The organism is Micromonospora sp. NPDC048868 (genome assembly GCF_043198195.1).
In the GTDB taxonomy this organism is placed as follows: Bacteria; Actinomycetota; Actinomycetes; order Mycobacteriales; family Micromonosporaceae; genus Micromonospora; species Micromonospora reichwaldensis.
Genome location: NZ_JBICUN010000009.1, coordinates 79,168 through 102,683 on the forward strand (window position 1 = coordinate 79,168; position 23,516 = coordinate 102,683).

A 23,516-nucleotide genomic window follows, 5' to 3' on the forward strand; every position below is an offset into this window, starting at 1 on the left:
GACGGGGCCCGGTGCCGGTCCAGCGCTCGCGACGGCCGTGAGGGGCGGCGGCGGGAACGGTGGCGCCGGCGTCGGGCCGGGCGGGGGCGGCGGGGCGGGCACCGGCGGCCCGGGTGGCGGCGTGGGCGGACCCGGCACGGGCGGTACCGGTGCCGGCGGCCTGGGTCCCGGTCCCGGGGGTACCGGGCCGGGCGGGTAGGGACCGGGGACCGGCGGCGTCGGCGTCGGGACCGGAGGGGCCGGCGACGGCGGGTTCGGACCCGGTACCGGCGGAGTGGGGGCCGGCGCCGGCTCGGGCTCCGGGACGGGCGGGGTCGGCGGCTGCGCCGGCTCCGGCGGCTGGGCGGGCTCCGGCGGCTCCGGGTTGACCGGCGCCGCCCGGTAGATCCGGGCCTCGCCCGTCCGGGAGCGGATGGCCCCGGCCTCGTCGGCCGAGATCCGCCGCATGCCCGGTACGGCGGCGCTGGCCCGCGCCCCCGCCGTGCCCCGCTGACCGGGGACCGGGGTGGCCGCCGGAGCACCCGTCCCGGCGGCCCGGTAGGTGGTGCCGGCGCTCGGGCCGGGCGGCGGTACCGCCTCGCTCCCGCCGGGCGCGGCGGCGGTGGCCACGGACACCCGGCCCCGGGCCGGCGCGTCGGGCTGTCGGCGTACGTCGTCGGGGGACGGCTCGGTCGACGACCCGGACGGCCCCGCCGCGCCGTCGGCTGTGGCCGGCGTCGGTGCGCCGACGGACGTCAGGGGATGCGGTGCCCCGGCACCGCTCCGGTCGGGCGCGGATCCGTGGTCGACCGGCTCCGCCGGAACCTTTTGCTCGGCCATGCTCGCCCTCCGCGCACGCTCGCGCCCGGATCCGCGACATCGGACCGGGCGTGCCTGTCTGTCACCGTGCCACATTCCGGCCCGACGGCACAGCCGGAGCGTGTTCCGGGGGCGATGTCGGGCCGATCCCGTCGGTCGGCCCGGGGACCGTGGTCAGCTGCCGGAGCTCGCCGAGGCGGTGGCCGACGTGCTGGCCGAGGTGCTGGCCGCCGGATCGGAACTGCTCTGCGCCGTGGTCGGCGCCACACTGCCCCCCGAGGGGCTCGGCGACGAGGCGTCCGAGCTGCTCGGGGACGGCGACGGCGAGGTCGACGTGTCGGGCGTGGGCGTGGGCGAGGGGGTGCCGGTCGGCGTCGGGGACGGCGAGGTCGACGGTGACGTCGACGGGCTCGGCGACGGCGAGGTCGGCGAGGTCGGCTTCGGGCTGGTCGGCGGCTTCGTCGCGGGCGGCTTGCTCGGCGTCGGCGTCGGCGAGGGGGTGCTGACCGGCGCGGGCACCGCCCCGATGACGCGGGTGGCGGCGTAGAGGCGCGACCAGCGGACGGTGGAGATCTTCACCACGTCGCCGGTGGTCGGCGCGTGGATCATCTTGCCGCCGCCGACGTACATGCCCATGTGGTGGATCGTCGTCCAGCTGGTGCCGGAGGCGAAGAAGAGCAGGTCACCGGGGAGCAGCGCGGTGCGGGACACGGTGCGGGACCGGGTGGCGTAGTACTGGTCCCGGGAGACCCGGGGCAGCCCGTAGTAGCCCGCCGACCGGTAGGCGGCGTAGATCAGGCCGGAGCAGTCGAACCGGTCCGGCCCCTCGGCGGCCCACAGATAGGGGTCGCCGAGCTGCGCCTTGGCGTACGCCAGGGCCTTCAGCGCCGTCGGGTGGGCGGCCAGTCCGTTGGCGGTCTCGTTGCCGAGGTAGCCGGCACCGAGGCGCTGCTCGGCGGCCTCCTGCTGGCGTTCGATCTCGACGAGCTGGGCGGCGTTGTCCCGCTTCAGCTTGTCCAGCTTCTTCTCGGCCGCGCGCAGGGCCTTCTCGCCGGCGGAGTATTCCGTCCTGGCGCCCGTGAGGCGGGAGTCGGCCGAGACCATCGCCTGGCTGGCGGCCTGCTCGCCGGTGCGGGCCCGGGACACCTCGCCCTGGGCGGCGGTGGTGCCGCCCTCGGCCTTCTCGCCCCGGATGATCCGGGAGAGCCGGCTCAGTTCGTGCAGGTCGTTGGCGAACTCGCCCGGCGGGAGGGCGGCGGCGGCCTTGAAGGCGCCCGCGGCGGCGGCGTCGGCGCCCTCCTGGGCGCGCGCCACCGCGTCCCGGGCGAGGGCGAGGTTGCGCTCGGCGGTGGCACGCTGCGTCTCGGCCTCGGTGCGCTTCTGCTGGAGCAGGAGCAGCTGGTCACGGAGCTGCCCGACCTGGGCCTCGGCGGCGTAGATCTGGGCGGCGAGCGGGCCGTTGCCGACGTTGCCGGCCGGCACGCCGGGGACCGCGCCCGGCAGCCCGGGAACCGTGCCCGGCACGCCCGGGACCGTGCCCGGTAGCCCCGGGACCGGCGTGCCGCCGGGGAGCTGGAGCTGGCCGCTGTAGGACGGCCGGGACCCGGTGTCGGGGACGCTGGTGGGCAGCGACGGGTCGGCCTGGACCGGGTTGGCGAGGACCGTGGCGGCGACGGCGCCGAGCAGGGCGGACCAGAGCGCCGGGCGCAGCACCGGCGAGATCACCGGACTCCGCCGTCGCTGCCGTCGCCCGTGCCTGCTGTCGCCCATTCCGCTCCCCGTCCGGCCTGCGTCGCCGCGCCGGTGGGCGCGGCCGTCGGGACGCTACCAGTGTGTGGCGAACGTCCCACCCTGTCTTACCGCACCCAGGCAACGATGTCGATGCGTCGGCAGGTAACGGGAGCCTGTGAGTTCGGTGAACCGGCGCACGGGGGCCGACCATGCTGCGGCGGCGTCGGCGGGCCGACGTACGCTCGATTCCTACCGCAGGTGGAAGGGACGTGGCTTTCGATGGACGCCGGACTCAAGCGTGAGCTCGAAGCGAAGGTGTACGCCGGCGAGCGGCTGACCCGTGAGGACGGGATCGCCCTCTACGACAGCGACGACCTCGCGTGGCTCGGCCGGCTGGCGCACCACCGGCGCACCGAGCTCAACGGCGACCGGGTGATGTTCAACGTCAACCGGCACCTCAACCTGACAAACGTCTGCTCCGCCTCGTGCGCGTACTGCTCGTTCCAGCGCAAGCCGGGCGAGAAGGACGCCTACACGATGCGCATCGACGAGGCGGTCCGCAAGGCCAAGGAGATGGAGGACGAGCAGCTCACCGAGCTGCACATCGTCAACGGCCTGCACCCGACCCTGCCCTGGCGCTACTACCCGAAGGTGCTGCGCGAGCTGAAGGCGGCGCTGCCGAACGTCAAGCTCAAGTGCTTCACCGCGACCGAGGTGCAGTGGTTCGAGAAGATCAGCGGGCTGAGCGCCGACGAGATCCTCGACGAGCTGATGGACGCCGGCCTGGAGTCGCTGACCGGCGGCGGCGCGGAGATCTTCGACTGGGAGGTCCGCCAGCACATCGTCGACCACGCCTGCCACTGGGAGGACTGGTCGCGGATCCACGCCCTGGCGCACAGCAAGGGCATGAAGACCCCGGCGACGATGCTCTACGGCCACATCGAGGAGCCCCGGCACCGGGTGGACCACGTGCTGCGGCTGCGCGAGCTCCAGGACGAGACGGGCGGCTTCGCGGTCTTCATCCCGTTGCGCTACCAGCACGACTTCGTCGACTCGGCGGACGGCAAGATCCGTAACCGGATCCAGGCCCGGACGACGATGGCGTCGCCGGCCGAGTCGCTGAAGACCTTCGCGGTCTCCCGGCTGCTCTTCGACAACGTCCCGCACGTGAAGTGCTTCTGGGTCATGCACGGGCTGTCGGTCGCCCAGCTCTCGCTCAACTTCGGCGTCGACGACCTGGACGGCTCGGTCGTCGAATACAAGATCACCCACGACGCCGACTCGTACGGCACCCCGAACACGATGCACCGGGACGACCTGCTGCACCTGATCTGGGACGCCGGCTTCCGCCCCGTCGAGCGGAACACCCGCTACGAGGTGGTCCGCGAGTACGACGCCCCCGCGTCCCTGGCCGAGCGCCGCGCCGAGCCGCAGCAGGTCTGGGCCTGAGTCGGCACGTACCCTTCCAGACCATGACCGAGCAGCGGAGCGGATTCCCCCGGCGCGACGCCGAGGGGCGCATCCTCACCCTGGGCGACCTGCTCGGGGTGAGCCTGGCCGGCCTGGTCATCGGCGTGCTGGCGGTGGTGCTGTTCGACTGGGCGTTCGCGCTGATCGGCAGCGGCGAATTCGGGCGGTCGAACGGCTGGCTGGCGATCATCCTGCCGGCCTGGCTGTTCTGGGACGACTTCCGCGCCTGGGAGTTCGGCGCGGCCCGGGTGGTGTCGGCGCTGGCGGCCGTCGCCGTGGGCGTGGTCGCCGGGCTCGTGGTGGCCGGCCTCGCCGCCGGTCTCCCGCCGCTGCTCTCCGGTGGGCTGGGGGCGGCGACCTTCACCCTCGGGTACGCGGTGGTCTGGTTCCACGGCGTCCACTGGCTGGCCCGCCGGACGGGCTGAACCTGCCGCCGGAGCCCCGGCGCGGAGAACGGAGTGCGGAACGTGAGCGCGGCGGTCAAGTACACGCTGGGCCGGCTCGGCCTGTTCGTCGCCGTGCTGGCGGCCCTCTGGCTGGTCGAGATGGACATCTTCATCAAGCTGATGGTGGCGCTGGCCTTCTCGGCCGCGCTGTCGTTCTTCCTGCTGAAGGGCTGGCGGGACGAGATGGCCGAGGAGATGGCCACCGCCGCCGAGCGTCGTCGCGCCGAGAAGGAGCGGCTCCGCTCCGCCCTCGCCGGCGAGGACGAGCCCGGAGGCGACGAGCAACAGGGTGGCGCCCGTTGATCAGCGCCCTCCAAAGCCCCACCTTGCCCTGCCGCGTCGAGTAACGGTGTGACCGCATCCGCGTATCCCTCTTCGGCCCCTGTCGAGCTGCCCCGTCTGTGCTACCGCCCGGCCGAAACGCCCGGCACCCGCCGTAACCACGACTGACCGCCGGTGGACCACCACGGCCGGGACCGTGGCGGCGGAGATCTTGGCACGAAAGCGCCCCTGGAGGGGCACTCTCTTGCCAAGGTCCATGGCTGTCCCGAAGAGTAGAACGGAATTTCCGGAAGGTGGCAGCCTCCGACCACGGATGGCAGCGCTAGCTGTGCTTCAGGGAGTCGAGGAACGCACGCCAGCCCTAAGCGTCGAAGGCCAGCGCAGGGCCGCCGTATCGGCGCGGGGTGGTTCACCAGGTGTCGGGGCGGTCGAGGTCGTGGACCGGCTGGTACCCGCTCAGCGCCGTCAGGCCTTCCGACTCGGTGTAGCCGTTCCCCCAACCCTTGAGGAACGCCTCGACCATGAACGGCTTGACGTACATCTCCAGCACGTCGCTGCCCTGCCGGCGTGCCCGGTGGGGCCCTGCGACGAGGTCGGCTTCCCTGGCGTCGCGCCCCGGCACAGGTTGCGCCCGAACCGTCAGCCAGCGCCCGGAATCGTCCCCTACCGTCAGCGAGGCCTCATCGAAGGAGCCGTGCTCCGACCGGGAAAGCGTGACCGAGCAGCCGAGCAGCCGCCCACCTGGCGGCAGTGACCGCAGGCGGAACGGCACCACGCAGCGGTGGGCGCCGTCGAACCGGACGCGACTCGCCGCGTCCGTCGCCTCGTCGCGGCCGGTCGCGTAGATGTCGAGCTGAGCCCACAGCCCGTCGACGGGTTGCCAGCGGACGAACCACAGTTTCGTATCGAGCCAAGCGACCCCCGGGCGGCCTCCGACTCGCACATCGGTCGGCGGCTGCGGTCGCCCCGCCGACGACAACGTCTGCTGCAGCCCATCGAGCGTCGCGACGCTGCGCGCCAACGCGAACCGGGCCTGCCCGGTCGGGCCCCGGAACTCGACGCTCTCGACCCCACGGCCGGCGCTCCAGGTCGCGGACGAGGCATCGCTGACCAGGCTGTCGGTCGTGAAGTGCACCACGCCGGGGTCGGCCCCCACATCCTCGGGCCGTGCGATGGCGCCGGGCTGGCCCGGTGCGGCCGGCAGCACGAGTGCCGTGGCCGGCACGGTCGCGCCATCGGGTGCCCGACCGGACGGCAGCACCATGACCGCCGCGGCCAGGACGACGCACGCCGCCGCCGTCCCCGCGGTGGCCAGCCAGCGGCGGCGCAGCCGGAGGTGGTGGCCGCGACGCCTGGCGTGTTCCACGATCGGCGCGGGGTCGATGTCGCCGCCCGCGTGGTGCCTGAGCGTCGTGGCGAGCTGCTGATCGAGATCGCTGGACATCAGAACTCTCCTCCAGTCCGGGCGGAGGCGGATGCGGATGCTTCCTGTCGCTTGCGGAGTGCCGCCAGGGCCCGCATCGCGTGGGTACGGACTGTGCCGGTGGAACAGTCCATGATCTCGGCGATCGACGTGTCGTCGAGATCCTCGTAGTAGCGCAGGACGATGACGGTGCGTTGACGCGCCGGCAGGGTGCGGACGAGCCGCCACAGCGCGTCGCGTTCGGCGACACCGGCGGCCTCGTCCGTAGCGCCCGGCCGATCGTGCACGTCGGCGACGGAGATCTCCTGGCTGCTGCGCCGGCGCCACCACGAGTGGTGGGCGTTGACGAGCATCCGACGGACGTACGCATCGGGTCGATCCGTCCGGGAGATGCGCGCCCAGCGGGCGTACGCCCTGGCGAGGACATCCTGAACCAGGTCCTCGGCCCGATGCTCGTCACCGGTCAGCAACCGGGCGAGCCGCACCAGCGCCGAAGTGCGGGCGAACGCGTACTCCTCGAAGGTCACGCCCTATCAACGTCGCAAGTCGGCCAACCCGTAGACATCCGGCGAGCACCTCTCGAACAGACTTGTCCGCAACGGCCGAGGGGCCCGGTCGCCGGCCTGAGCCGGGCGACGCGGACCCCTCGATCAGGTCGGTGTCAGGTCACCAGTTGGTGGAGCCGGCCACCTTCGGCCACGGCTTCGTCGTGGGCTTGATCAGGTAGACGACGCCGCCGGGGCCGCCGGACACCCCGCCGCTGGCGTTGATCCGCTTGGTCCGCAGCCAGATCTGCTCGAACTGCTCACGCTTGTAGACGTTGCGCACCACGTCGTTGCTCGACGAGGCCGGGTCGTTGACGATCACGTCGCCCTCGGCGGTGAAGCCGACGATGACGAACAGGTGCCCGGAGGTGCCGTAGTTCGCCCCGTCCAGCTCGCTGGCGAGGAAGGACTGGCTGGTCACCACCGGGATCCCGGCGGCGATGAAGCGCTCCACCTCGTCCAGCGAGTGCAGCCGGGTGACCCGCGCCTCCAGGCCGGGGAAGCTGGCCGCGTACGCGGTGTTGAAGGGCCAGTTGCCCGCGCCGTCGTACTGGTAGTCGTAGACCATCCGGGCGGCGTGGTTGACCGTCGGGTCCGGGTAGGTCGGGTCGACCCAGGAGGTCTCCTCCTCGGACGCCTTGCGGCCCCAGTACTCGATCACCATCGTGGTGGAGGTGGGGGAGCACCAGGCCTGGCCGCCGCCGTCGTACTCGGGGTAGTGGCCGGCGTGGACGTTCTGCGAGTAGCGGGGGACGGCGAGTTCCCTGCCCCAGGCGATGCCGCCCTTGCTCGGCTCGACGGTGAACCGGTCGGGGACGTTCGAGCTCATCGCGCCCAGGGTGTGGACCACCGGCGCGGCCTGCTGGCCCGGCGCCCGGTAGAGGGTCAGCCGCAGCTGGTACCCCCGCAGCAGCACCCCGACGGAGGCGTCGTCGATGCTGAAGGTGTCGGTCCAGATGGTCGACCAGGGGTCGCCCTGCCGGTTGACGCTGGTGCGCTTGATGTCGGCGTCACCGGAGGCCCACCGGCCCATCACGTACCACTTGGTCTGGACGCCGGTGTTGTACGTGCCCTGCATCTCCACCTGGATCCAGGTGCCGGCCGGGGTCTTCGCGTTCCACGAGGCGATCAGCTCGGTGGCGTCGAACCCGACCTGGGTGACCGGGGAGGTCCAGGTCGCGTACTCCCAGCTCTTGGTGACGCCGGTGTGCGGGTCGGTGTAGTCGGTGGTGCCGAGCGGCCGGGCCATCGTCACACCCGGCCGGAGGCCGGGGACGGCCGTGGTGCCGGCGTGGGTGCCGCGACGCCAGTCGGGGTAGCGGGACCAGTCCTGGAAGGTGATCTGTTCGTCGTGGACCACCGGGCGGGTGGTCGACGGTGCCGTTACGGGCGCGGCGACGGCGGGTGCCGCGGTGCCGAGAAGGGAGAGTGCGGTGGCGGCCGCGAGGGCGGCCGTACGCAGGCGTGTTCTGGCCATGGGTCCTCCGCAGGGACGGACGATCGTTGCGGGTCAGTGTCCCGCTCGGAAGGAACTTTCGCCAGAGGTCGACAGTTGGAAAATCCTTGCCGATGTGAGGATCAGGATGACATGCAAAGTGGGCAGCGATGGATGTTGATATGACCATGTGAGCGGTGGTGAAGTGTCCTCCACCGAGCGGGATCTCCTCCCGCCCTCCGAGGAGGTTGTCCATGGCCTTCCGCAACACCACCCTCCGCCGTCGTCTGGCGGTCGCCGTAGCAGCCGGGTTCGCCCTGCTCACGGTCGCCGCCGCGCCGGCCACAGCCCGGCCGGCCCCGGACCGGGCCGACTCCGCGACGGCGTCGTACCGGGTGCTCGGCCCGCGTACGGTCGACGACCGCACCGCCGTCGCCGGCACCGGCGCCGCCATCGACTTCGTCGAGCACGGCGTGCTGAACGTCTCGGCCACCCCCGCCGAGGCGGCGGCCATCACCCGGCTCGGCTTCCGGCTGGAGGCGGTCCCCGCCCCGTCGGCCGACGGGCACGACCACGCCGACGGGGACGTCGGCACGGCGGCCTTCCCGCCCGCCGACTCCAACTACCACGACTACGCCGAGCTGACCGCCCTGGTGAACAAGGTGGTCGCGGACCACCCCTCGATCGCCCGGAAGATCAGCATCGGTTCCTCGTACGAGGGCCGGGACCTGATGGCGGTGAAGATCTCCGACAACGTCGCCACCGACGAGAACGAGCCGGAGATCCTGTTCAACTCCCAGCAGCACGCCCGCGAGCACCTGACCGTCGAGATGGCGGTCTACCTGCTCAACCTCTTCACCGACAGCTACGGCAGCGACTCCCGGATCACCAGCATCGTGAACAGCCGGGAGATCTGGATCGTGCCGACGGTCAACCCGGACGGCAGCGAGTACGACATCGCCACCGGCTCCTACCGCTCCTGGCGCAAGAACCGGCAGCCCAACAGCGGCTCGTCGTACGTGGGCACCGACCTGAACCGGAACTGGTCCTACCAGTGGGGCTGCTGCGGCGGCTCGTCCGGCTCGACCTCGTCGGACACCTACCGGGGCCCGTCGGCGTTCTCCGCGCCGGAGACCGCGGCACTGCGCAACTTCGTGAACAGCCGGGTCGTCGGCGGCACCCAGCAGATCAAGGCCAACATCGACTTCCACACGTACTCGGAGCTGGTGCTCTGGCCGTTCGGCTACACGTACAACAACACCGCCCCCGGGATGTCGACGGACCAGTACAACACCTTCGCCACGCTGGGCCAGCAGATGGCGAACACCAACGGCTACACCCCGCAGCAGTCCAGCGACCTCTACATCACCGACGGGGACAGCATCGACTGGATGTGGGGCCAGCACGGCATCTGGGCGTACACCTTCGAGATGTACCCCGGCTCGGCCGGCGGTGGCGGCTTCTACCCGCCCGACGAGGTGATCCCCGCCCAGACCTCGCGGAACCGGGAGGCGGTCCTGCTGATCAGCGAGTACGCCGACTGCCCGTACCGGGTCATCGGCAAGCAGGACCAGTACTGCGGCGGTGGCGGCGGCACCACGATCTGGTCGGACACCTTCGAGACGGCCACCGGCTGGACCATCAACCCGAACGGCACCGACACCGCGACCGCCGGGGCGTTCGAGCGGGGCGCCGCCCAGGCGACCAACTCCAGCGGGGCGAAGCAGCTCACCCCGTACGCCGGCGCCAACGACCTGGTCACCGGCCGGCTGGCCGGCACGGGGGCCGGTGACCACGACGTCGACGGCGGCGTGACCAGCGCCCGGTCGCCGGCGGTGACCCTGCCGTCGAGCGGCACGCTGACGCTCTCCCTCGCCTGGTACCTGGCCCACGGCTCGAACGCCTCGTCGGCCGACTACCTCCGGGTGAGCGTGGTGCACAACGGCGGCACCACGGCCCTGTTCACCCAGTCCGGGGCGGCCACCAACCGCAACGGCGCCTGGGCGGTGGCCAACGCCAACCTCACCCCGTACGCCGGTCAGTCGGTGCGGATCCTCGTCGAGGCGGCGGACGCCTCGGGCGCGAGCCTGGTCGAGGCGGCTGTGGACAACGTCACCATCACCAGTTCCTGACCCGGTGGGGCCCCGGTTCCGCCCCCGGCGGGGCCCCACCACCCCTCTCCGCGTACGCCGATCCAGGGCGTGTCGCCGCCGTTGGTGATCAACGAGCGCCGATGCGCCCTGGATCGTCGAGGCACGTCCGGGGCGTGCGCTACCGTTCTACCGACCACGCGCAGCGAAGCCGGTGCGAAACCGGCGCTGTCCCGCAACTGTGATGTCCCGCCACCGCCGTACCCGGGCGTGGCGGGGACGAGCCAGGTCGCCTGCGTCCGTGGTCGCGACACGCGCTCTCGAGGAAGGGCGCCTCGCGGACGGGCGCCACCGCTCCCTGTCGGCGAAGCACCACGCTCCTCGACCGACAGGAGGACCCCGTGCTCAGACGTACCCCCAGGCTCTTCGCCGCGACCCTCGCGGTGGCCGCGCTCGCCCTCGGCGCCTGCGCCGAGAAGAGCTCCGACGACACCCCCGCCGCCGGCGCCAGCTCGGCCGGCGCCGCCTTCCCCGTGACCGTGGGCACGGTGACGCTGGAGAAGCGGCCCGAGAAGATCGTCTCGCTCTCCCCGTCGGCCACCGAGATGCTCTTCGCCATCGGCGCCGGCAAGCAGGTCACCGCCGTCGACGACCAGTCGAACTTCCCGGCCGACGCGCCGAAGAGCGACCTCTCGGGCTTCACCCCGAACGCCGAGGCGATCGCCGGCAAGAGCCCCGACCTGGTGGTCCTCTCCGACGACCGCAACAAGATCGTCGATCAGCTCACCGCGCTGAAGATCCCGGTCTACCAGACCCCGGCCGCGACCACGCTCGACGACAGCTACCGGCAGATCACCGAGCTGGGCGCCCTCACCGGCCACGCGGACGAGGCCGCCGACGTGACGAAGCGCATGAAGGACGACATCACCAAGCTGGTCGCCAACCTGCCGAAGCGCGCCGAGAAGCTCACCTACTACCACGAGCTGGGCCCGGAGCTCTACACGGCCACCAGCAAGACCTTCATCGGCTCGCTCTACACCCTGGTGGGCCTGGAGAACATCGCCGACGCGTCCGACGCCGACGGCAAGCAGGGCGGCTACCCGCAGCTCTCCCAGGAGGTCATCGTCAAGGCCGACCCGGACTTCGTCTTCCTCGCCGACACCAAGTGCTGCAAGCAGAGCGCGGAGACGGTCAAGGCGCGCGCCGGCTGGTCGGGCGTCACGGCGGTCAAGAACAACCAGGTCGTCGGCCTCGACGACGACGTCGCCTCCCGCTGGGGACCCCGCGTGGTGGACCTGCTCCGCGTGATCGTCGACGCCACCGCCAAGGTCCCCGCGTGACCCGCACCCGTCCATGAGCCGTCCGCTCGTGAAGGCGCCGCCCGCCCGGCGGGCCGGGACGCTCCCCGCGTCCCGGCCCGCCGGGCTGCGGCCCCGCTGGCTCGCCGCCGGGGTCGCCGCGGTGCTCGTCGCCCTGGTCGCCGGGGTGTCCCTCGGCCCGGTCAGCCTGCCGCCGGGCAGCGTCGCGGCCGAGCTGCTGAACCTCATCCCGGGGGTACGCCTCGACAGCGGGCTCTCCGAGCGCGAGATCGCCATCGTCACCGAGCTGCGGCTGCCCCGGGTGGTGCTCGGGCTGCTGGTCGGCGGGCTGCTCGCCCTGGCCGGCGGCTGCTACCAGGGCGTGTTCCGCAACCCGCTGGCCGACCCGTACCTGCTCGGGGTGGCGGCCGGGGCCGGGCTCGCGGTCACGGCGGTGATCACCCTCGGCGTCGGGGCTGGCGGCGCGCTGACCGGGCTGCCGCTCACCATCCCGCTGGCCGCGTTCGTCGGCTCGATCGGCGCGGTGGCGATGACCTACCTGCTGGGCGTCTCCGGCGGGCGCGGCCGCTCCACCGCCACGCTGATCCTCGCCGGCGTGGCCGTCTCCGCGTTCCTCTCCGCCGGGCAGACGTACCTGCTGCAACGCAACTCCGACAGCATCCAGCAGGTCTACTCCTGGCTGCTCGGGCGGCTCGCCACCGCCGGCTGGCACGACGTGCGGCTGGTGCTGCCGTACTTCCTGATCACCGCGTTCGTGGTGCTGCTGCACCGGCGGGAACTCGACGTGCTCTCCGTCGGCGACGACGAGGCCACGAGCCTCGGACTGCATCCGCAGCGGTCCCGCTACCTGCTCATCGCCGCCGCCTCGCTCGGCACCGCCGCCGCCGTCTCCGCGTCCGGCCTGATCGGCTTCGTCGGGATCATCGTGCCGCACACCGTCCGGCTGCTCGTCGGGTCGAGCTACCGGGTGATCCTGCCGCTCTCGCTGCTCTTCGGCGGGGCCTTCCTGGCCCTGACCGACGTGGTGGCCCGCACCGCAGCCGCCCCGTCGGAGATCCCGATCGGCGTGGTCACCGCACTGCTCGGCGGCCCGTTCTTCGTGCTGGTGCTGCGTACCTCCCGTCGGATGCTCGGGTGAGCGCGCGGCGCGCGGCCGCGCGGCCGGCGGACGGTGGGGCCGTGGGGGCCCCCGACGTGGCCGCCGTGCCCGCCGTCGAGGTGCGCGACCTGCACGTGCGCCTGGACGGCACGCCGATCCTGGCCGGCGTCGACCTGACCGTCGCCGCCGGCGAGTGGGTCACCGTGATCGGCCCGAACGGCGCGGGGAAGTCGACCCTGCTGCGCGCCGTCGGCGGCCTGCTGCCCGCGCCGGGCGCCGTCTCCCTCTTCGGTACGCGCAGCGAGGCGCTGCGCCGCCGCGACCGCGCCCGGGTGGTCGCCACGGTCGCCCAGTCCCCGGTCGTGCCGGCCGGCATGACGGTGCTCGACTACGTGCTGCTGGGCCGCACCCCCTACATCCCGACGCTGGGCCGGGAGTCGGCCGCCGACCTGGCCGCCGCCCACGAGGTGCTCGACGGGCTGGACCTGGCCGGGTTCCACGACCGGGAACTGGCCACCCTCTCCGGCGGTGAGCGGCAGCGGGTCTTCCTGGCCCGCGCGCTGGCCCAGGGCGCGACCCTGCTGCTGCTGGACGAGCCGACCAGCGCCCTGGACATCGGCCACCAGCAGGAGGTGCTGGAGCTGGTCGACCGGCTGCGCCGCGAGCACGGCCTGACCGTGCTCGCCACCATGCACGACCTCTCCATCGCCGGCGAGTACGCCGATCGCATGGTGCTGCTGGCCGACGGCCGGGTGGTCGCCGCCGGCACCCCCCGCGAGGTGCTCACCGAGCAACTCCTGGCCACCTGGTACCGCGCCACGGTCCGCGTCGTTGACGGCGACCACGGCCCCCTGGTCGTCCCGATCCGCCCCCGTCGCTGACCGTCCCGCCCCGCGCGGGTGGGGATGGTCAGGGGCGGGTGAGGATGTTGAAGAGGGCGCCGTGGGGGTCGCGGAGGGCGGCGTAGCGGCCCGCCGGGGCGGCCTGGGGCGGGACGAGGATGGTGCCGCCGAGTTCGGCGGCGCGGGCGGCGACCGCGTCGGCGTCGGCCACGGCGAAGTACACCGACCAGTACGCGGGCGTGTCCGCCGGGAACCCGTCACCGAGCGGTGGCACCATGCCGGCCACGATCCGGGTGCCGAGCCGCCAGCCGGTGTACGTGACCGGGCCCGCCTGCTGGTCGTCCGGTTGCCAGCCGAAGACCAGCTCGTAGAAGACCTTCGCGCCCTCCGGATCGGGGGTGACCAGCTCGGTCCAGGTCAGCGCCCCCGGGACGTCGAAGACCTCGGCGCCGGGCATCGACATCGGCTGCCAGACGCTGAACGTCGCGCCGGCGGGGTCGGCGAAGACCGCCATCCGTCCCTGGTCGAAGACCTCGAACGGGGGCACCACGACCTGCCCGCCGGCCCGCTCGACCCGGCCGGCCACCAGGTCCGCGTCGTCGGTCGCCAGGTACGTCGACCAGATCGGCACCTGGTCGGGGATGGCCGGCGGTCCCGCGCCCGCCACCGCCCGCCCGCCGAGCAGGAAGACCGTGTAGCCGCCCGCCTCGGGCTCCGGGTCGATCCGGCCGGTCCAACCGAACAGCTCGGGGTAGAACCGCCGCGCCTCGGCGAGGCCCGGGGTGGCGAGGTCGACCCAGCAGGGTGTGCCCGGCGGGACGATGCTCACGTCGACCCCCCTCTCGGCGGGGGACGGCCACGCCGGCACGCCCCTGCCGGAATCGTGGCACCGACCCGCCGCGCCACGTGGCGGATCGGCCGAAACGTCAGCTGAACCGTCGACCCTCGTCGCGCCGGTACGCCCACCCGGCCAGCAGCGCCAGCAGCACCACCCAGACCCCGAGCATGACCATCGACAGCGGGTTGACCGGGTAGTCGCCGACCGCCGCCCACATCAGCTCCACCGCGCCCCGGGTCGGCAGGAACGGCGCGACGGCCTCGACGAAGCCGGGCGCCTGGTCCGGTGCGGAGAGCAGCCCGCCCCCGAAGGCGAGCGGAAAGAAGACGACCTGCGCCACGACGATCGCCGCCTTGCTGGGCATCGAGTAGCCGATGGCGAGACCCAGCAGCGTGAACGGCACCGAGATCACCGTGACGATCGCCAGGGCCAGCAGGAACGCCGGTGCGCTGACCCGCGCCTCGGTGAGCGTCGCCCCGATCACCACCACCGGCACCAGGGAGAGGTAGGTGAGTGCCAGCCCGGCCAGCACCCGCCCGGCGAAGCGGGGCGCGGGCCCGGCCGGCAGGGTGCGGGTGTACGGGTTCCAGGGCTGGTCGCGGTCCTCGGCGACCCCGACGCCGTACTGGAAGATGTTCGCGCTCATCACCGAGAAGGTGACCATGGCGGCGGTGGCGTAGGTGGCGCCGACCGGGTCCTTGCCGGCGAACGGCACCACGAAGAAGAGCATCGCGACGGCGGGGAAGAAGGCGCTGCCGAAGACGGCGATCGGGATGCGGACCGTCTCCAGGAGCTGGTAGCGGGCGTGGACCAGGGCGAGGCGCATGGGAGAACCGTCCCCTCAGGCGGTGGCCGGCGGGCCGGCCACGGCGGTCGTCGGACGGTCGGCTCCGGAGCCGGGCGCGGTGATGGCGAGGAACGCCTCCTCGAGCGAGGTGGGGCGGACCTCCAGGTCGGCGAACGCCACCCCGGCGGTGACCAGGGCCCGCACCAGCTCGTCGGCGTCGGTGGTGAGCAGGTGCGTGCGGCCGTCGACCCGCTCGGTGCGGACGACGCCGGGCAGCGCGGGCAGCGCGGGCAGCGCGTCGGCGACCAGGCTGACCCGGCGTACGCCGACGATGCCCCGGATCGCGTCGACCGTGTCGTCGGCCAGCACCCGGCCCTGCCCGATTACCACCACCCGCCGGGCCAGCGCCTCGACCTCCTCCAGGTAGTGGCTGCTCAGCAGCACGGTGCCGCCGTCGTCGTGGAACGCCCGGATCGCCTCCCACAGGGTGTGCCGCGCCGCGACGTCCAGGCCGGTGGTCGGCTCGTCGAGCAGCACCAGCCGGGGCCGGCCGACGAAGGCGAGCGCCACCGCGAGTCGGCGGCGCTGCCCGCCGGAGAGGCCCCCGGTCTGCCGCCGGGCCAGCTCGCCGAGGCCGAAGCGGTCGAGCAGCTCGCCCCGAGGGACCGGGTCGGGGTGGTGGGCGGCGACGAAGTCCACCACCTCGCCGACCCGCAGCGTGCCGGGCAGGCCCGTCTCCTGCGGGGTGACCCCGATCCGCCGCCGGCTCGCCGGGTCACGGGGGTCGCCGCCGAACAGCTCGACCCGGCCGGCGGTGGGCCGGCGCAGCCCGACGAGCAGGTTCAGCAGGGTGCTCTTGCCGGCCCCGTTCGGGCCGAGCAGGCCGACCAGCTCGCCGGCGGAGACCTCCAGGTCGACCCGGTCGAGGGCGAGCACGTCGCCGTAGCGGCGGCTGACCGCCTCGGCGCGGGCGAGGATCACGGGAGACTCGTCGAGGGCGTCACGGACACCTGTCTACCGCCCCGGCGCAAGTCCGGGTCAGCCGAGCGGCGCGGGGAGCGGTCGGGTGTGCAGCACGGCGAGTCGGGAGACCGCCCGTGTGAGCACCACGTAGAGCCGGTGCAGGCCGCGCGGTTCGGCGGCCACGATCGCCGCCGGCTCGACGACGATGACGTGGTCGTACTCCAGGCCCTTGACCAGGGTCGCGGGCACCACCGTGACGCGCGCCGCGGCGGCCGGCTCGTCGACGGTCGCGGTGTCGACGCCAGCGGCCTCCAGCGCCGCCCGCAGCCCGCCGACCGCGTCGTCGGCGGCGATCACCGCCACCGAGCCGTCGAACGCGAGCGCCGCGCGCACCTCGGCCACCGTCGCGGCGGCCAGGTCGTCGACGGTACGCACGTCGAGCGCGCCGTCGCGGCGCAGCGACTCGGCCGGGGGCACGTCGACGGCGAGCGCCGGCAGCAGCCGGTTGGCGAACGCCACCACGGCGGCGGGCACCCGGAACCCGACGGTCAGCGGCACCACGACGGCGTCCGGTTTGCCGAGGTGGCGCAGGGACTCCCGCCAGTCGGCGGCGGCCCACGGGGCGGTGCCCTGGGCCAGGTCGCCGAGGAGCGTGATCGACCCGTGCTCGCTGCGTCGGGCGATCACCCGGCACTGCATCGGGGAGAGGTCCTGGGCCTCGTCGACGACGACGTGCCCGAAGCCGCCCGGCCGCTCGATCAGCCCGGCCGCCTCGTCGATCAGCACGGCGTCGGCCGCCGTCCACTTCGTGGCCTTCGGCGTACGCCCGAGCTTCGTGCCGGCCGGGGCGGCGAGCCTGCACAGCCGCGCCTGCTCCTCGGCGTCGAGCAGCCCGTCCGCCGCCGCGGCGAGCCGCTGCGGGTCGCCGAGCAGGGCGTGCACCAGCCCTTCCGGGGTGAGCGCCGGCCAGACCGCGTCGAGGAAGGCGGTGACCGGGGTGGCCTTGCCCATCCGGCGCAGCCAGGCGTCGCTCGGGGACTCGGCGCGCCGCGCCTCGGCCTGCCGTTGCAGCAGCGCCACCACCCGGGCCCGGACGCGCTCGCGCCCCGTGGCGTACGGCAGTCGTTCCCGGCGGGTCTCCTGGACCACCCGGTGCAGCGGGTCCAGGCCGATCCGCCAGCGGAACGAGCCGTCCGAGACCATGATCGGCTCGGTCGGCTCGCCGATGTGCGCGTCGACTGCCCGGCGCAGCACCTCGGCCATCCGGGCGTCGTGCTTGATGGCGGCCACCGCCGGGTCCTCGACGGCCCGCACCGGCACCCGGCCGACCAGGTCCTCCACGGTGGCCTGCTCGACCTCGACCTCGCCCAGTGCCGGCAGCACCGCCGCGATGTACGACAGGAAGGCCCGGTTCGGCCCCACGATCAGCACGCCGGAGCGGCGCAGCCGCTCCCGGTGCAGGTAGAGCAGGTACGCGGCCCGGTGCAGGCCGACGGCCGTCTTGCCGGTGCCCGGGGCGCCCTGCACGCAGATCGAGTCGGCGAGGTCTGCCCGGACCAGCTCGTCCTGCTCGGGCTGGATGGTGGCGACGATGTCGCGCATCGGCCCGACGCGCGGCCGTTCGATCTCGGCGGTCAGGATCCGGCTGGTCGTGCCCAGTTCCTCGCCCCGGTCGAGGCGCTCGTCCTCGAAGCTGGTAAGCGCCCCGCTGCTGAACCCGAAGCGGCGCCGTACCGCCACGCCCTGCGGGTCGCGCGCGCTCGCTCGGTAGAACGACCGGGAGACGGGGGCCCGCCAGTCCAGCACCAGCGGCTCGCCCCGGTCGTCGGTGACGTGCCGCCGGCCGACGTGGTAGCGCCGCCCGGCGTGGTCCGCGTGCCACCCGTCCGGCCCGTCGCCGGGGTCGCCGGGCGGGTCGTCGGCGGGCGGGGCCCCGGTCGTCGCACCGAAGTCGAGGCGCCCGAAGAAGAGCGGCGTGGTGGGGTCGTCGGCGAGTTCGGCGACCCGGCGGGCCAGGGTGCGCCCGAGGGTCTCGGCCGCGTACGCGTCGCCGGCCACCTGGTCGCCGGTCGAGAAGAGGGCCTGGGCGCGTTCCCGCATCTGCGCCAGGGCGGCCCGGGAGGTGGCGAGGTGCTCGCGTTCGGCGGCGAGGTCGGCGTCGAGGTCGAGATCGAGGTCGGTCACGCTGAATCCCGTCGGGGTCTACTGCCGGTCGCTCGCGTGTCCGGCGGGCGGATGGGCCGGCCCCCGGCGCGGGACGTCCGATGCGGTGGTCACCTCACCCTGGCCGTCAAGCGACCTGACAGCCTACGCGCCGGGCGCGTGACGCTCCACCGGATTTCGACCGTGGCGCCGCCGTCCGCCGCTGGACCTCCGGTGCCGGTCGACCGGCGACCCACGGCGGGCGGGCGACCAGGAATCATGGACGAATGACGGAGGCGCGTCCCGAACAGCGCCGGATCACGATCAGCGACCCGCAGGTGATGCGGGCGCTGGCCCATCCGGCCCGAATCGCGATCATGGAACACCTGGGCGTGGTGGAGGGCGGTGCGACCGCCACGGAGTGTGCGGAGGTGGCCGGGCTGTCGCCGAGCGCGACCAGCTACCACCTCCGGGCGCTGGCCAGGTCGGGCCTGGTGGAGCAGGCGCCGAGCCGGGGGGACGCGCGCGAGCGGCTGTGGCGCACGGTCGGCCGGACCCTGATGGTCGACGCGGGACAGTCCGCCGGCCCGGAGGCGCGCACGGCCGAGCAGGCGCTGGTGGAGGCGCACGCGGCCCGGGACATGGAGCGGACCCGGGACTGGCTGCGCCGCGCCGGGGACGAGCCCGCCGAGTGGTACGACGTCGCGCTGTTCAGCGACACGCTGCTGCTGCTCACCGCCGACGAGCTGGCCGGGCTGAACGAGGCGGTCAGCGCGTTGTTCGAGCCGTACCGGCAGCGGAACCGGCAGGCGGATCCGCCGGCCGGGGCGCGCACGGTGGCGGTGCAGTACCGGGCGGTGCCGCTGGCGTAGGGGGTTGCTTCGATCAGTTGTGAAGGATTATTTTCGAAGTATGTCCTTCACAACTGACGGGTCGCGCTGGTCCGACGTCTGGCTCGCCGCCACCGCGCGCGGCACCTCGATGTGCGGTGACTTCCTCGCCGCCACCGCCCTGGCGCTCGCCCTCCAGTCCGCCGGCGCCAGCGGCATCGCCGTGTCCGGACTGCTGTTGGCGGCGACCCTGCCGCTGGTGGTGCTCGCCCCGCTCACCGGGCGCCTCGCCGACCGGGTGGACAGCCGGAAGCTGCTGGTCACCGCCGGCCTGGGACAGGCGGCCGTCTGCGCCCTGCTCGCCTTCGCCACCCACCCGGCCCTGATCATCGGGCTCGTCGCGCTGCTCGCCTGCGGGCTGGCCGTGACCCACCCCTGCCTGGCGGCGCTGCTGCCGGCGATGGTGCGCCCCGCCGACCTGCCCCGGGCGAGCGCGATCAGCCAGACGGCCAGCAGCCTGGGCGCGCTCGGCGGCCCCGTGCTCGCCGGGCTGCTGGTCGGGCAGTTCGGTGCGCGCGTACCCCTGCTCATCGACGCCGGGAGCTACCTCGCCCTGGTGGCCGCGGGCCTGCTGCTGCGTACCCGCAGGGGCGGCCGGCGGGCCACGGCCGCACCCGCGTCCGGGACGGGACGGGCCCCGGCGTGGCGGCTGCGCGGCGACCCGCTGCTGCTGGCCGTCGTCGTCAGCACGGCCGCGGTCATCACCGCCGTCGGCGGCATCAACGTGGTCGAGGTCTTCTTCATCCGCGAGACCCTCGACAGCTCGCCCACGGTGTACGGGCTGGTCGGTGCCGCCTGGATGGCGGGGATGCTGCCCGGCAGCTGGCTCTGCGCCCGGCTGGCCCACCGGCTCACCGACGACGGCGCCCTGGTGTACGGGGTGCTGGCGACGCTCGGCGGCATCTGCCTCATGGTGCTGGTCGCCGCCGCCGTGCCCACGGCCGCGCTGCTGGTCCCGCTCTGGCTGGTCGCGGGCGCGGCGAACGGCGGGGAGAACGTCTTCGCCAACCTGCTCACCGCCCGGCGGGTGCCGGAGGCGTCACGCGGCCGGGCGTACGCCCTCTACGGCGCGGCCGTGCAGGGCGGCTCGATGGGGGGCTACCTGATCGGGGGCGCCCTGCTGGCGCTGCTGTCGCCGCGACCCCTGATCGCGGCGGCCGGCGCGGTCGGCCTGCTGGTCGTGGTGGCGTTCGTGCCGGCCGTCGCCCGGTCCGTCCGACGGGTCCGGGCGGCCGGCGCCGGGCCGACGGCGGCGGCCCGGGCGGGCGGTGCGGACGGCGCGCCGGGCGAGGCGGGGGACGGCGACCACCCGGCGGATGCGGGGTTGGCCACTCCCACCCCGGCCCACTGAGCCACGCGACGGTGGCGGGGATACGGTCGGGGCATGGCTGAGCACGTCGCACGCCCCCGGGTCGGGCACATCCAGTTCCTGAACTGCCTGCCGATCTACTGGGGGCTGATGCGCTCCGGCGCCCTGATCGACGTCGACCTGCACAAGGACTCCCCGGACCGGCTCAGCGCCGCCCTGGTCGCCGGTGACCTGGACATCGGCCCGATCTCGCAGGTGGAGTACCTGCGGCACGCCGACGAGCTGCTGCTCCTGCCCGACCTGGCGGTCGGCAGCGACGGCCCGGTGCTGTCCGTCAACGTCGTCTCCACCCGCCCGCTGGCCGAGCTCGGCCACGGCAAGGTGGCGCTGGGCTCGACCTCGCGGACCGGGGTGCTGCTGGCCCAGTTGCTGCTCGGCGAGCGGTACGGGGTGAACCCCGAGTACTTCCGCTGCCCGCCCGACCTGACCCAGATGCTGCTCGAGGCCGACGCCGGGGTGCTGATCGGCGACGTGGCGCTGCGCGCCCTCTACGAGGCGCCGAAGCGTGGGCTGGAGGTCACCGACCTCGGGCAGGCGTGGCGGGAGTGGACGGGCCTGCCGATGGTCTTCGCCGTCTGGGCGGTACGCCGCGACTTCGCCGCCGCCCACCCCGGCCTGGTCAAGGAGGTGCACGAGGCGTTCCTGCGCTCCCGGGACCTCTGCCTGGCCGAGCTGGACCAGGTGGCCGAGGCGGCCGCGCGCTGGGAGCCGTTCGACGCGGCGACCCTGGCGACGTACTTCCGGGCGCTGGACTTCTCCCTCGGCGAGCGCCAGGTGGCGGGCCTGCGCGAGTTCGCGCGCCGCGCCGCCGCCATCGACGCCGCCCCGCCCCTGCCCCCCTCCGGCCCGGCCTTCTTCACGGGCTGAACCTCTGGCCGGCCCGGGGCGGTGGTCGGGTCTAGGTGGTGGGGCGGAGGAGGGCTTCGGTGATCTTCTGGCAGTTCTTCATGCCGTACTCGTAGCCCTTGCCGATCGGGTAGCGGACCATCACGCCCATCGTCCAGGTGTCGCCGATGGCCAGGCAGTTGATGTGCATCTCCTGCTCCTTGGTCCGGTCGATCCAGCCGTTCTTGATGGCGATGTTCTTGCGTTCGGCGGCCGGGAACGCCTTACGGATGCCGAAGTCGCCGCCGCCCCTGACCAGCCGCATCTCGTTGAGCAGCCACTTGGTCCACTTCGGCCCCGCGGCGCGGCCGTCGGCGATGCAGGCGCCCATCCGGGCGGTGTCCCGGGGGGAGAGCTTCGTCCGGCTCCAGCCGCCGTCGCTGGCGACGCTGCTGTCGGTCAGCTCGCACTTGGCGAGCAGCCGCTTGATCGAGGCGGACCCGCCCAGCGCGTTGTAGAACTGCTGGGTCCGGGTGTTGTCGCTGTCCCGGATGATCTTCGTGGCGTCGGCCAGCTTGGCGGCGCTCGGGGTCTGGCCGTTCTCGTCGGCGCGGCGCAGGTGGTCGGCGACGATCCACGCCTTGATCAGCGACGCTGTGGTGCTGGTCTCGTCCATGTTGTCGGAGCCGACGATCTCCCCGGTGCGGCGGTCGAGGACGCTCCAGGAGTACCAGCCCTCGATGTCGAGGTCGAGCTCCTTGGCCTCGAACGGCAGCGGCTCCGGCTCCGGCGTCGGGCTCGGCGACGGCGAGGGCCGGGAGCTGCGGTCACTCGGGGCGGTCGTGGCGCGCTCGGCCGGGCCGGCGGGGGTGCCCCACTCGGCGGCGGCGCGGGACTCGAACGGCGAGCCCGGCAGCAGCCGCAGCGAGACGAGCACCAGGCAGATGAGGACCACCGCGATGGCGATGAGCCTGCGGGGGGAGGCGTCGGCGGGCTCGTCGGCCCGGCGCTGTCGCGGCATCAGAGCTTCCCGGCGGGCTGCTGCGGCACCTTGAGGGCGGCACCCGGCTGCGGGGTCACGAGCTGGCTGGCGACCGAGGCGCAGACCTGCGCGCCGTAGTTCAGCCCGCTCTTCTGCGGGTAGCGCAGCATCACCGCGAGGCTCCACCTGTCGGTCACCGCGAGGCAGTTGACGTGCCAGTTGCCGTCGTAGTTGAGGGGCGTCCAGCCGTTCTTCATGCTGACCGGGCCCTGGCTGACGATCGCCGGGGGGAGGCCGTCGATGATGCCCCAGCGGCCACCGCCGGAGCGGGCCTTCTGGTCCTTGGCGGCCGTGCTGCCCCTGACCTTGCTCATCTCGTCCAGCAGGAGCTTCGTCCACTTGGGGCCGGCGGCCGTGCCTTCGGCGATGCAGTCGCCGAGCCGGACGGCGTCGCGCGGGGACATCCGGGTGAAGCTCCACCAGCCCACGTAGCCGGGCACGTTGCCCGGCTTGGTGTCGGTGAGTTCGCAGGTGCTGATCATCCGCTTGATCGTGGCGGCCCGACCCACCGCGCCGTACAGGGCGTTGGCGGCGTCGTCGTTGCTGTCCCGGATGGCGGTGGTGATCTGCTTCTTGCGCTCGGCCGGCAGCGGCTTGTCGCCGAGCTGGCGGAGGTAGTCCGCCGCGAACCAGGCCTTGATCATCGACTCGGTGGAGCTGGTCGAGGCCAGGTTCTTCGACCCGGAGATCTCGCCGGTCTCCCGGTCCATCAGGGCCCACGAGAAGAACTCGCCCTTGAAGTCCACCGCCACCGGGCCGGCGGCCAGGGTCGGCGGCGCGGGCGGGACCGGCGCGGGCGCCGCCACGCTTCCGCCACCGCTTCCGCCGCTCGCGGCGTCGTCGCCGGTGAGTCGGGCGTACGCGGCCGGGACGAGCAGGCCACCACCGAGGAGGACCGCCACGACGGCGAGCACCAGGGTCACGCGGGATCGCATGAGTGGATGAGCTCCAGATGTCAGGGCCGGGGGACCGGCTGGTTGTCGGACGGATCGGCGGCTCGCCGAGGCGGGGGATGCGCCCTCCGTGTTTCTCGGGCGATCGTCGGCAGCCGATCGGTGTGACGGGGGAAGTCTACGTGCGGATCGGCGGCGCGCCAGGACCCGACACCTGGCAACTTGCCATGTAGGCGGGATATCGAGCCGCTATGCGGCTGTTGAGAGGATTCAGCTTCTCATAGTGA

20 protein-coding genes and 1 riboswitch are annotated in these 23,516 nt (G+C 73.5%); of the genes, 10 read left to right on the forward strand and 10 right to left on the reverse strand.

Going from position 1 to position 23,516, the window contains the following annotated elements:
* Positions 1 to 972: 972 nt before the first annotated feature.
* A complete protein-coding gene (locus tag ACGFNF_RS16530; protein ID WP_357576838.1) occupies positions 973 to 2,568 on the reverse strand; it encodes an NlpC/P60 family protein in 1,596 nt (531 codons plus the stop codon).
* A 240-nt stretch (positions 2,569 to 2,808) separates the two neighbouring features.
* Between ACGFNF_RS16530 and mqnE the strand changes: the two genes are divergently transcribed.
* From mqnE to ACGFNF_RS16545, 3 genes are read left to right on the forward strand one after another with little or no spacing between them, the layout of a single operon-like run.
* Positions 2,809 to 3,978 (forward strand): aminofutalosine synthase MqnE, encoded by a 1,170-nt coding sequence (gene mqnE / locus ACGFNF_RS16535; protein WP_132232180.1) that lies wholly within the window; start codon positions 2,809 to 2,811, stop codon positions 3,976 to 3,978.
* Between the two features lie 23 nt (positions 3,979 to 4,001).
* Positions 4,002 to 4,424, forward strand: a complete 423-nt coding sequence (locus tag ACGFNF_RS16540) for a hypothetical protein (RefSeq protein ID WP_357576837.1) — start codon at positions 4,002 to 4,004, stop codon at positions 4,422 to 4,424.
* 42 nt (positions 4,425 to 4,466) lie between these two features.
* Positions 4,467 to 4,748, forward strand: a complete 282-nt coding sequence (locus ACGFNF_RS16545) for a DUF4229 domain-containing protein (protein WP_357576836.1) — start codon at positions 4,467 to 4,469, stop codon at positions 4,746 to 4,748.
* A gap of 388 nt (positions 4,749 to 5,136) precedes the next feature.
* Here ACGFNF_RS16545 and ACGFNF_RS16550 read toward each other — a convergent pair whose 3' ends face one another.
* The 3 genes from ACGFNF_RS16550 to ACGFNF_RS16560 all read right to left on the reverse strand — a co-directional run bounded on the left by ACGFNF_RS16550 (position 5,137) and on the right by ACGFNF_RS16560 (position 8,172).
* Positions 5,137 to 6,171 carry a hypothetical protein gene (locus ACGFNF_RS16550; RefSeq protein WP_357576835.1) on the reverse strand — a complete coding sequence of 345 codons (1,035 nt, stop codon included), beginning with the start codon at positions 6,169 to 6,171 and terminating at the stop codon, positions 5,137 to 5,139.
* The gene (locus ACGFNF_RS16555) at positions 6,171 to 6,677 is read right to left on the reverse strand and encodes a SigE family RNA polymerase sigma factor (RefSeq protein ID WP_357576834.1); all 507 of its coding nucleotides are present in this window, start codon (positions 6,675 to 6,677) and stop codon (positions 6,171 to 6,173) included. The genes ACGFNF_RS16550 and ACGFNF_RS16555 overlap by 1 nt, the downstream gene beginning before the upstream one ends.
* Positions 6,678 to 6,816: 139 nt before the next feature.
* Positions 6,817 to 8,172: a C39 family peptidase gene (locus ACGFNF_RS16560; RefSeq protein WP_357576833.1), complete on the reverse strand. Its 1,356-nt coding sequence runs from the start codon at positions 8,170 to 8,172 to the stop codon at positions 6,817 to 6,819.
* 212 nt (positions 8,173 to 8,384) lie between these two features.
* Between ACGFNF_RS16560 and ACGFNF_RS16565 the strand changes: the two genes are divergently transcribed.
* From ACGFNF_RS16565 to ACGFNF_RS16580, 4 genes are all read left to right on the forward strand, one after another.
* Complete coding sequence (locus tag ACGFNF_RS16565; RefSeq protein WP_357576832.1) at positions 8,385 to 10,262, forward strand: M14 family metallopeptidase; 1,878 nt, start codon at positions 8,385 to 8,387, stop codon at positions 10,260 to 10,262.
* A gap of 168 nt (positions 10,263 to 10,430) precedes the next feature.
* Positions 10,431 to 10,509, forward strand: a riboswitch (cobalamin riboswitch).
* Between the two features lie 112 nt (positions 10,510 to 10,621).
* The gene (locus ACGFNF_RS16570; RefSeq protein ID WP_357576831.1) at positions 10,622 to 11,560 is read left to right on the forward strand and encodes an ABC transporter substrate-binding protein; all 939 of its coding nucleotides are present in this window, start codon (positions 10,622 to 10,624) and stop codon (positions 11,558 to 11,560) included.
* A gap of 13 nt (positions 11,561 to 11,573) precedes the next feature.
* Complete coding sequence (locus ACGFNF_RS16575; protein ID WP_393168746.1) at positions 11,574 to 12,677, forward strand: FecCD family ABC transporter permease; 1,104 nt, start codon at positions 11,574 to 11,576, stop codon at positions 12,675 to 12,677.
* 41 nt (positions 12,678 to 12,718) lie between these two features.
* Entirely contained in the window at positions 12,719 to 13,519 is an 801-nt protein-coding gene (locus tag ACGFNF_RS16580; protein WP_393168748.1) for an ABC transporter ATP-binding protein, read from the forward strand.
* Positions 13,520 to 13,547: 28 nt separating this feature from the next.
* On the opposite strand, the gene ACGFNF_RS16585 is transcribed toward ACGFNF_RS16580, so the two are convergent.
* From ACGFNF_RS16585 to ACGFNF_RS16600, 4 genes are all read right to left on the reverse strand, one after another.
* A complete protein-coding gene (locus ACGFNF_RS16585) occupies positions 13,548 to 14,309 on the reverse strand; it encodes a VOC family protein (RefSeq protein ID WP_393168750.1) in 762 nt (253 codons plus the stop codon).
* A gap of 97 nt (positions 14,310 to 14,406) precedes the next feature.
* Positions 14,407 to 15,144 carry an ABC transporter permease gene (locus ACGFNF_RS16590; RefSeq protein WP_393168752.1) on the reverse strand — a complete coding sequence of 246 codons (738 nt, stop codon included), beginning with the start codon at positions 15,142 to 15,144 and terminating at the stop codon, positions 14,407 to 14,409.
* Between the two features lie 15 nt (positions 15,145 to 15,159).
* Entirely contained in the window at positions 15,160 to 16,086 is a 927-nt protein-coding gene (locus tag ACGFNF_RS16595) for an ABC transporter ATP-binding protein (protein WP_393168754.1), read from the reverse strand.
* A gap of 57 nt (positions 16,087 to 16,143) precedes the next feature.
* Positions 16,144 to 18,252: a HelD family protein gene (locus ACGFNF_RS16600; protein ID WP_393168756.1), complete on the reverse strand. Its 2,109-nt coding sequence runs from the start codon at positions 18,250 to 18,252 to the stop codon at positions 16,144 to 16,146.
* Between the two features lie 245 nt (positions 18,253 to 18,497).
* On the opposite strand from ACGFNF_RS16600, the gene ACGFNF_RS16605 reads away from it, so the two are divergent.
* Genes ACGFNF_RS16605 through ACGFNF_RS16615 form a run of 3 tightly spaced genes read left to right on the forward strand, consistent with a single transcriptional unit; the run spans position 18,498 to position 21,336 of the window.
* Positions 18,498 to 19,082, forward strand: a complete 585-nt coding sequence (locus tag ACGFNF_RS16605) for an ArsR/SmtB family transcription factor (RefSeq protein WP_393168758.1) — start codon at positions 18,498 to 18,500, stop codon at positions 19,080 to 19,082.
* Between the two features lie 40 nt (positions 19,083 to 19,122).
* Positions 19,123 to 20,451 carry an MFS transporter gene (locus ACGFNF_RS16610; protein ID WP_393168760.1) on the forward strand — a complete coding sequence of 443 codons (1,329 nt, stop codon included), beginning with the start codon at positions 19,123 to 19,125 and terminating at the stop codon, positions 20,449 to 20,451.
* Positions 20,452 to 20,484: 33 nt separating this feature from the next.
* Positions 20,485 to 21,336, forward strand: coding sequence for a menaquinone biosynthesis protein (locus ACGFNF_RS16615; RefSeq protein WP_357576707.1), 852 nt, complete (start codon positions 20,485 to 20,487; stop codon positions 21,334 to 21,336).
* A gap of 31 nt (positions 21,337 to 21,367) precedes the next feature.
* Here ACGFNF_RS16615 and ACGFNF_RS16620 read toward each other — a convergent pair whose 3' ends face one another.
* Positions 21,368 to 22,315: a hypothetical protein gene (locus ACGFNF_RS16620; protein ID WP_393168762.1), complete on the reverse strand. Its 948-nt coding sequence runs from the start codon at positions 22,313 to 22,315 to the stop codon at positions 21,368 to 21,370.
* The gene (locus ACGFNF_RS16625) at positions 22,315 to 23,271 is read right to left on the reverse strand and encodes a hypothetical protein (RefSeq protein ID WP_393168764.1); all 957 of its coding nucleotides are present in this window, start codon (positions 23,269 to 23,271) and stop codon (positions 22,315 to 22,317) included. Before ACGFNF_RS16625 ends, ACGFNF_RS16620 begins: the two co-directional genes overlap by 1 nt.
* Between the last annotated feature and the right edge of the window lie 245 nt (positions 23,272 to 23,516).

Bases quoted from the DNA above. Each gene is read 5' to 3' on its own strand.
- ACGFNF_RS16550 (WP_357576835.1), bottom strand. From the start codon at position 6,171: ATGTCCAGCGATCTCGATCAGCAGCTCGCCACGACGCTCAGGCACCAC.
- ACGFNF_RS16565 (WP_357576832.1), top strand. From the start codon at position 8,385: ATGGCCTTCCGCAACACCACCCTCCGCCGTCGTCTGGCGGTCGCCGTA.
- mqnE (WP_132232180.1), top strand. From the start codon at position 2,809: ATGGACGCCGGACTCAAGCGTGAGCTCGAAGCGAAGGTGTACGCCGGC.
- ACGFNF_RS16615 (WP_357576707.1), top strand. From the start codon at position 20,485: ATGGCTGAGCACGTCGCACGCCCCCGGGTCGGGCACATCCAGTTCCTG.
- ACGFNF_RS16605 (WP_393168758.1), top strand. From the start codon at position 18,498: ATGACGGAGGCGCGTCCCGAACAGCGCCGGATCACGATCAGCGACCCG.
- ACGFNF_RS16560 (WP_357576833.1), bottom strand. From the start codon at position 8,172: ATGGCCAGAACACGCCTGCGTACGGCCGCCCTCGCGGCCGCCACCGCA.
- ACGFNF_RS16620 (WP_393168762.1), bottom strand. From the start codon at position 22,315: ATGCCGCGACAGCGCCGGGCCGACGAGCCCGCCGACGCCTCCCCCCGC.
- ACGFNF_RS16575 (WP_393168746.1), top strand. From the start codon at position 11,574: ATGAGCCGTCCGCTCGTGAAGGCGCCGCCCGCCCGGCGGGCCGGGACG.
- ACGFNF_RS16540 (WP_357576837.1), top strand. From the start codon at position 4,002: ATGACCGAGCAGCGGAGCGGATTCCCCCGGCGCGACGCCGAGGGGCGC.
- ACGFNF_RS16625 (WP_393168764.1), bottom strand. From the start codon at position 23,271: ATGCGATCCCGCGTGACCCTGGTGCTCGCCGTCGTGGCGGTCCTCCTC.
- ACGFNF_RS16530 (WP_357576838.1), bottom strand. From the start codon at position 2,568: ATGGGCGACAGCAGGCACGGGCGACGGCAGCGACGGCGGAGTCCGGTG.
- ACGFNF_RS16610 (WP_393168760.1), top strand. From the start codon at position 19,123: ATGTCCTTCACAACTGACGGGTCGCGCTGGTCCGACGTCTGGCTCGCC.
- ACGFNF_RS16590 (WP_393168752.1), bottom strand. From the start codon at position 15,144: ATGCGCCTCGCCCTGGTCCACGCCCGCTACCAGCTCCTGGAGACGGTC.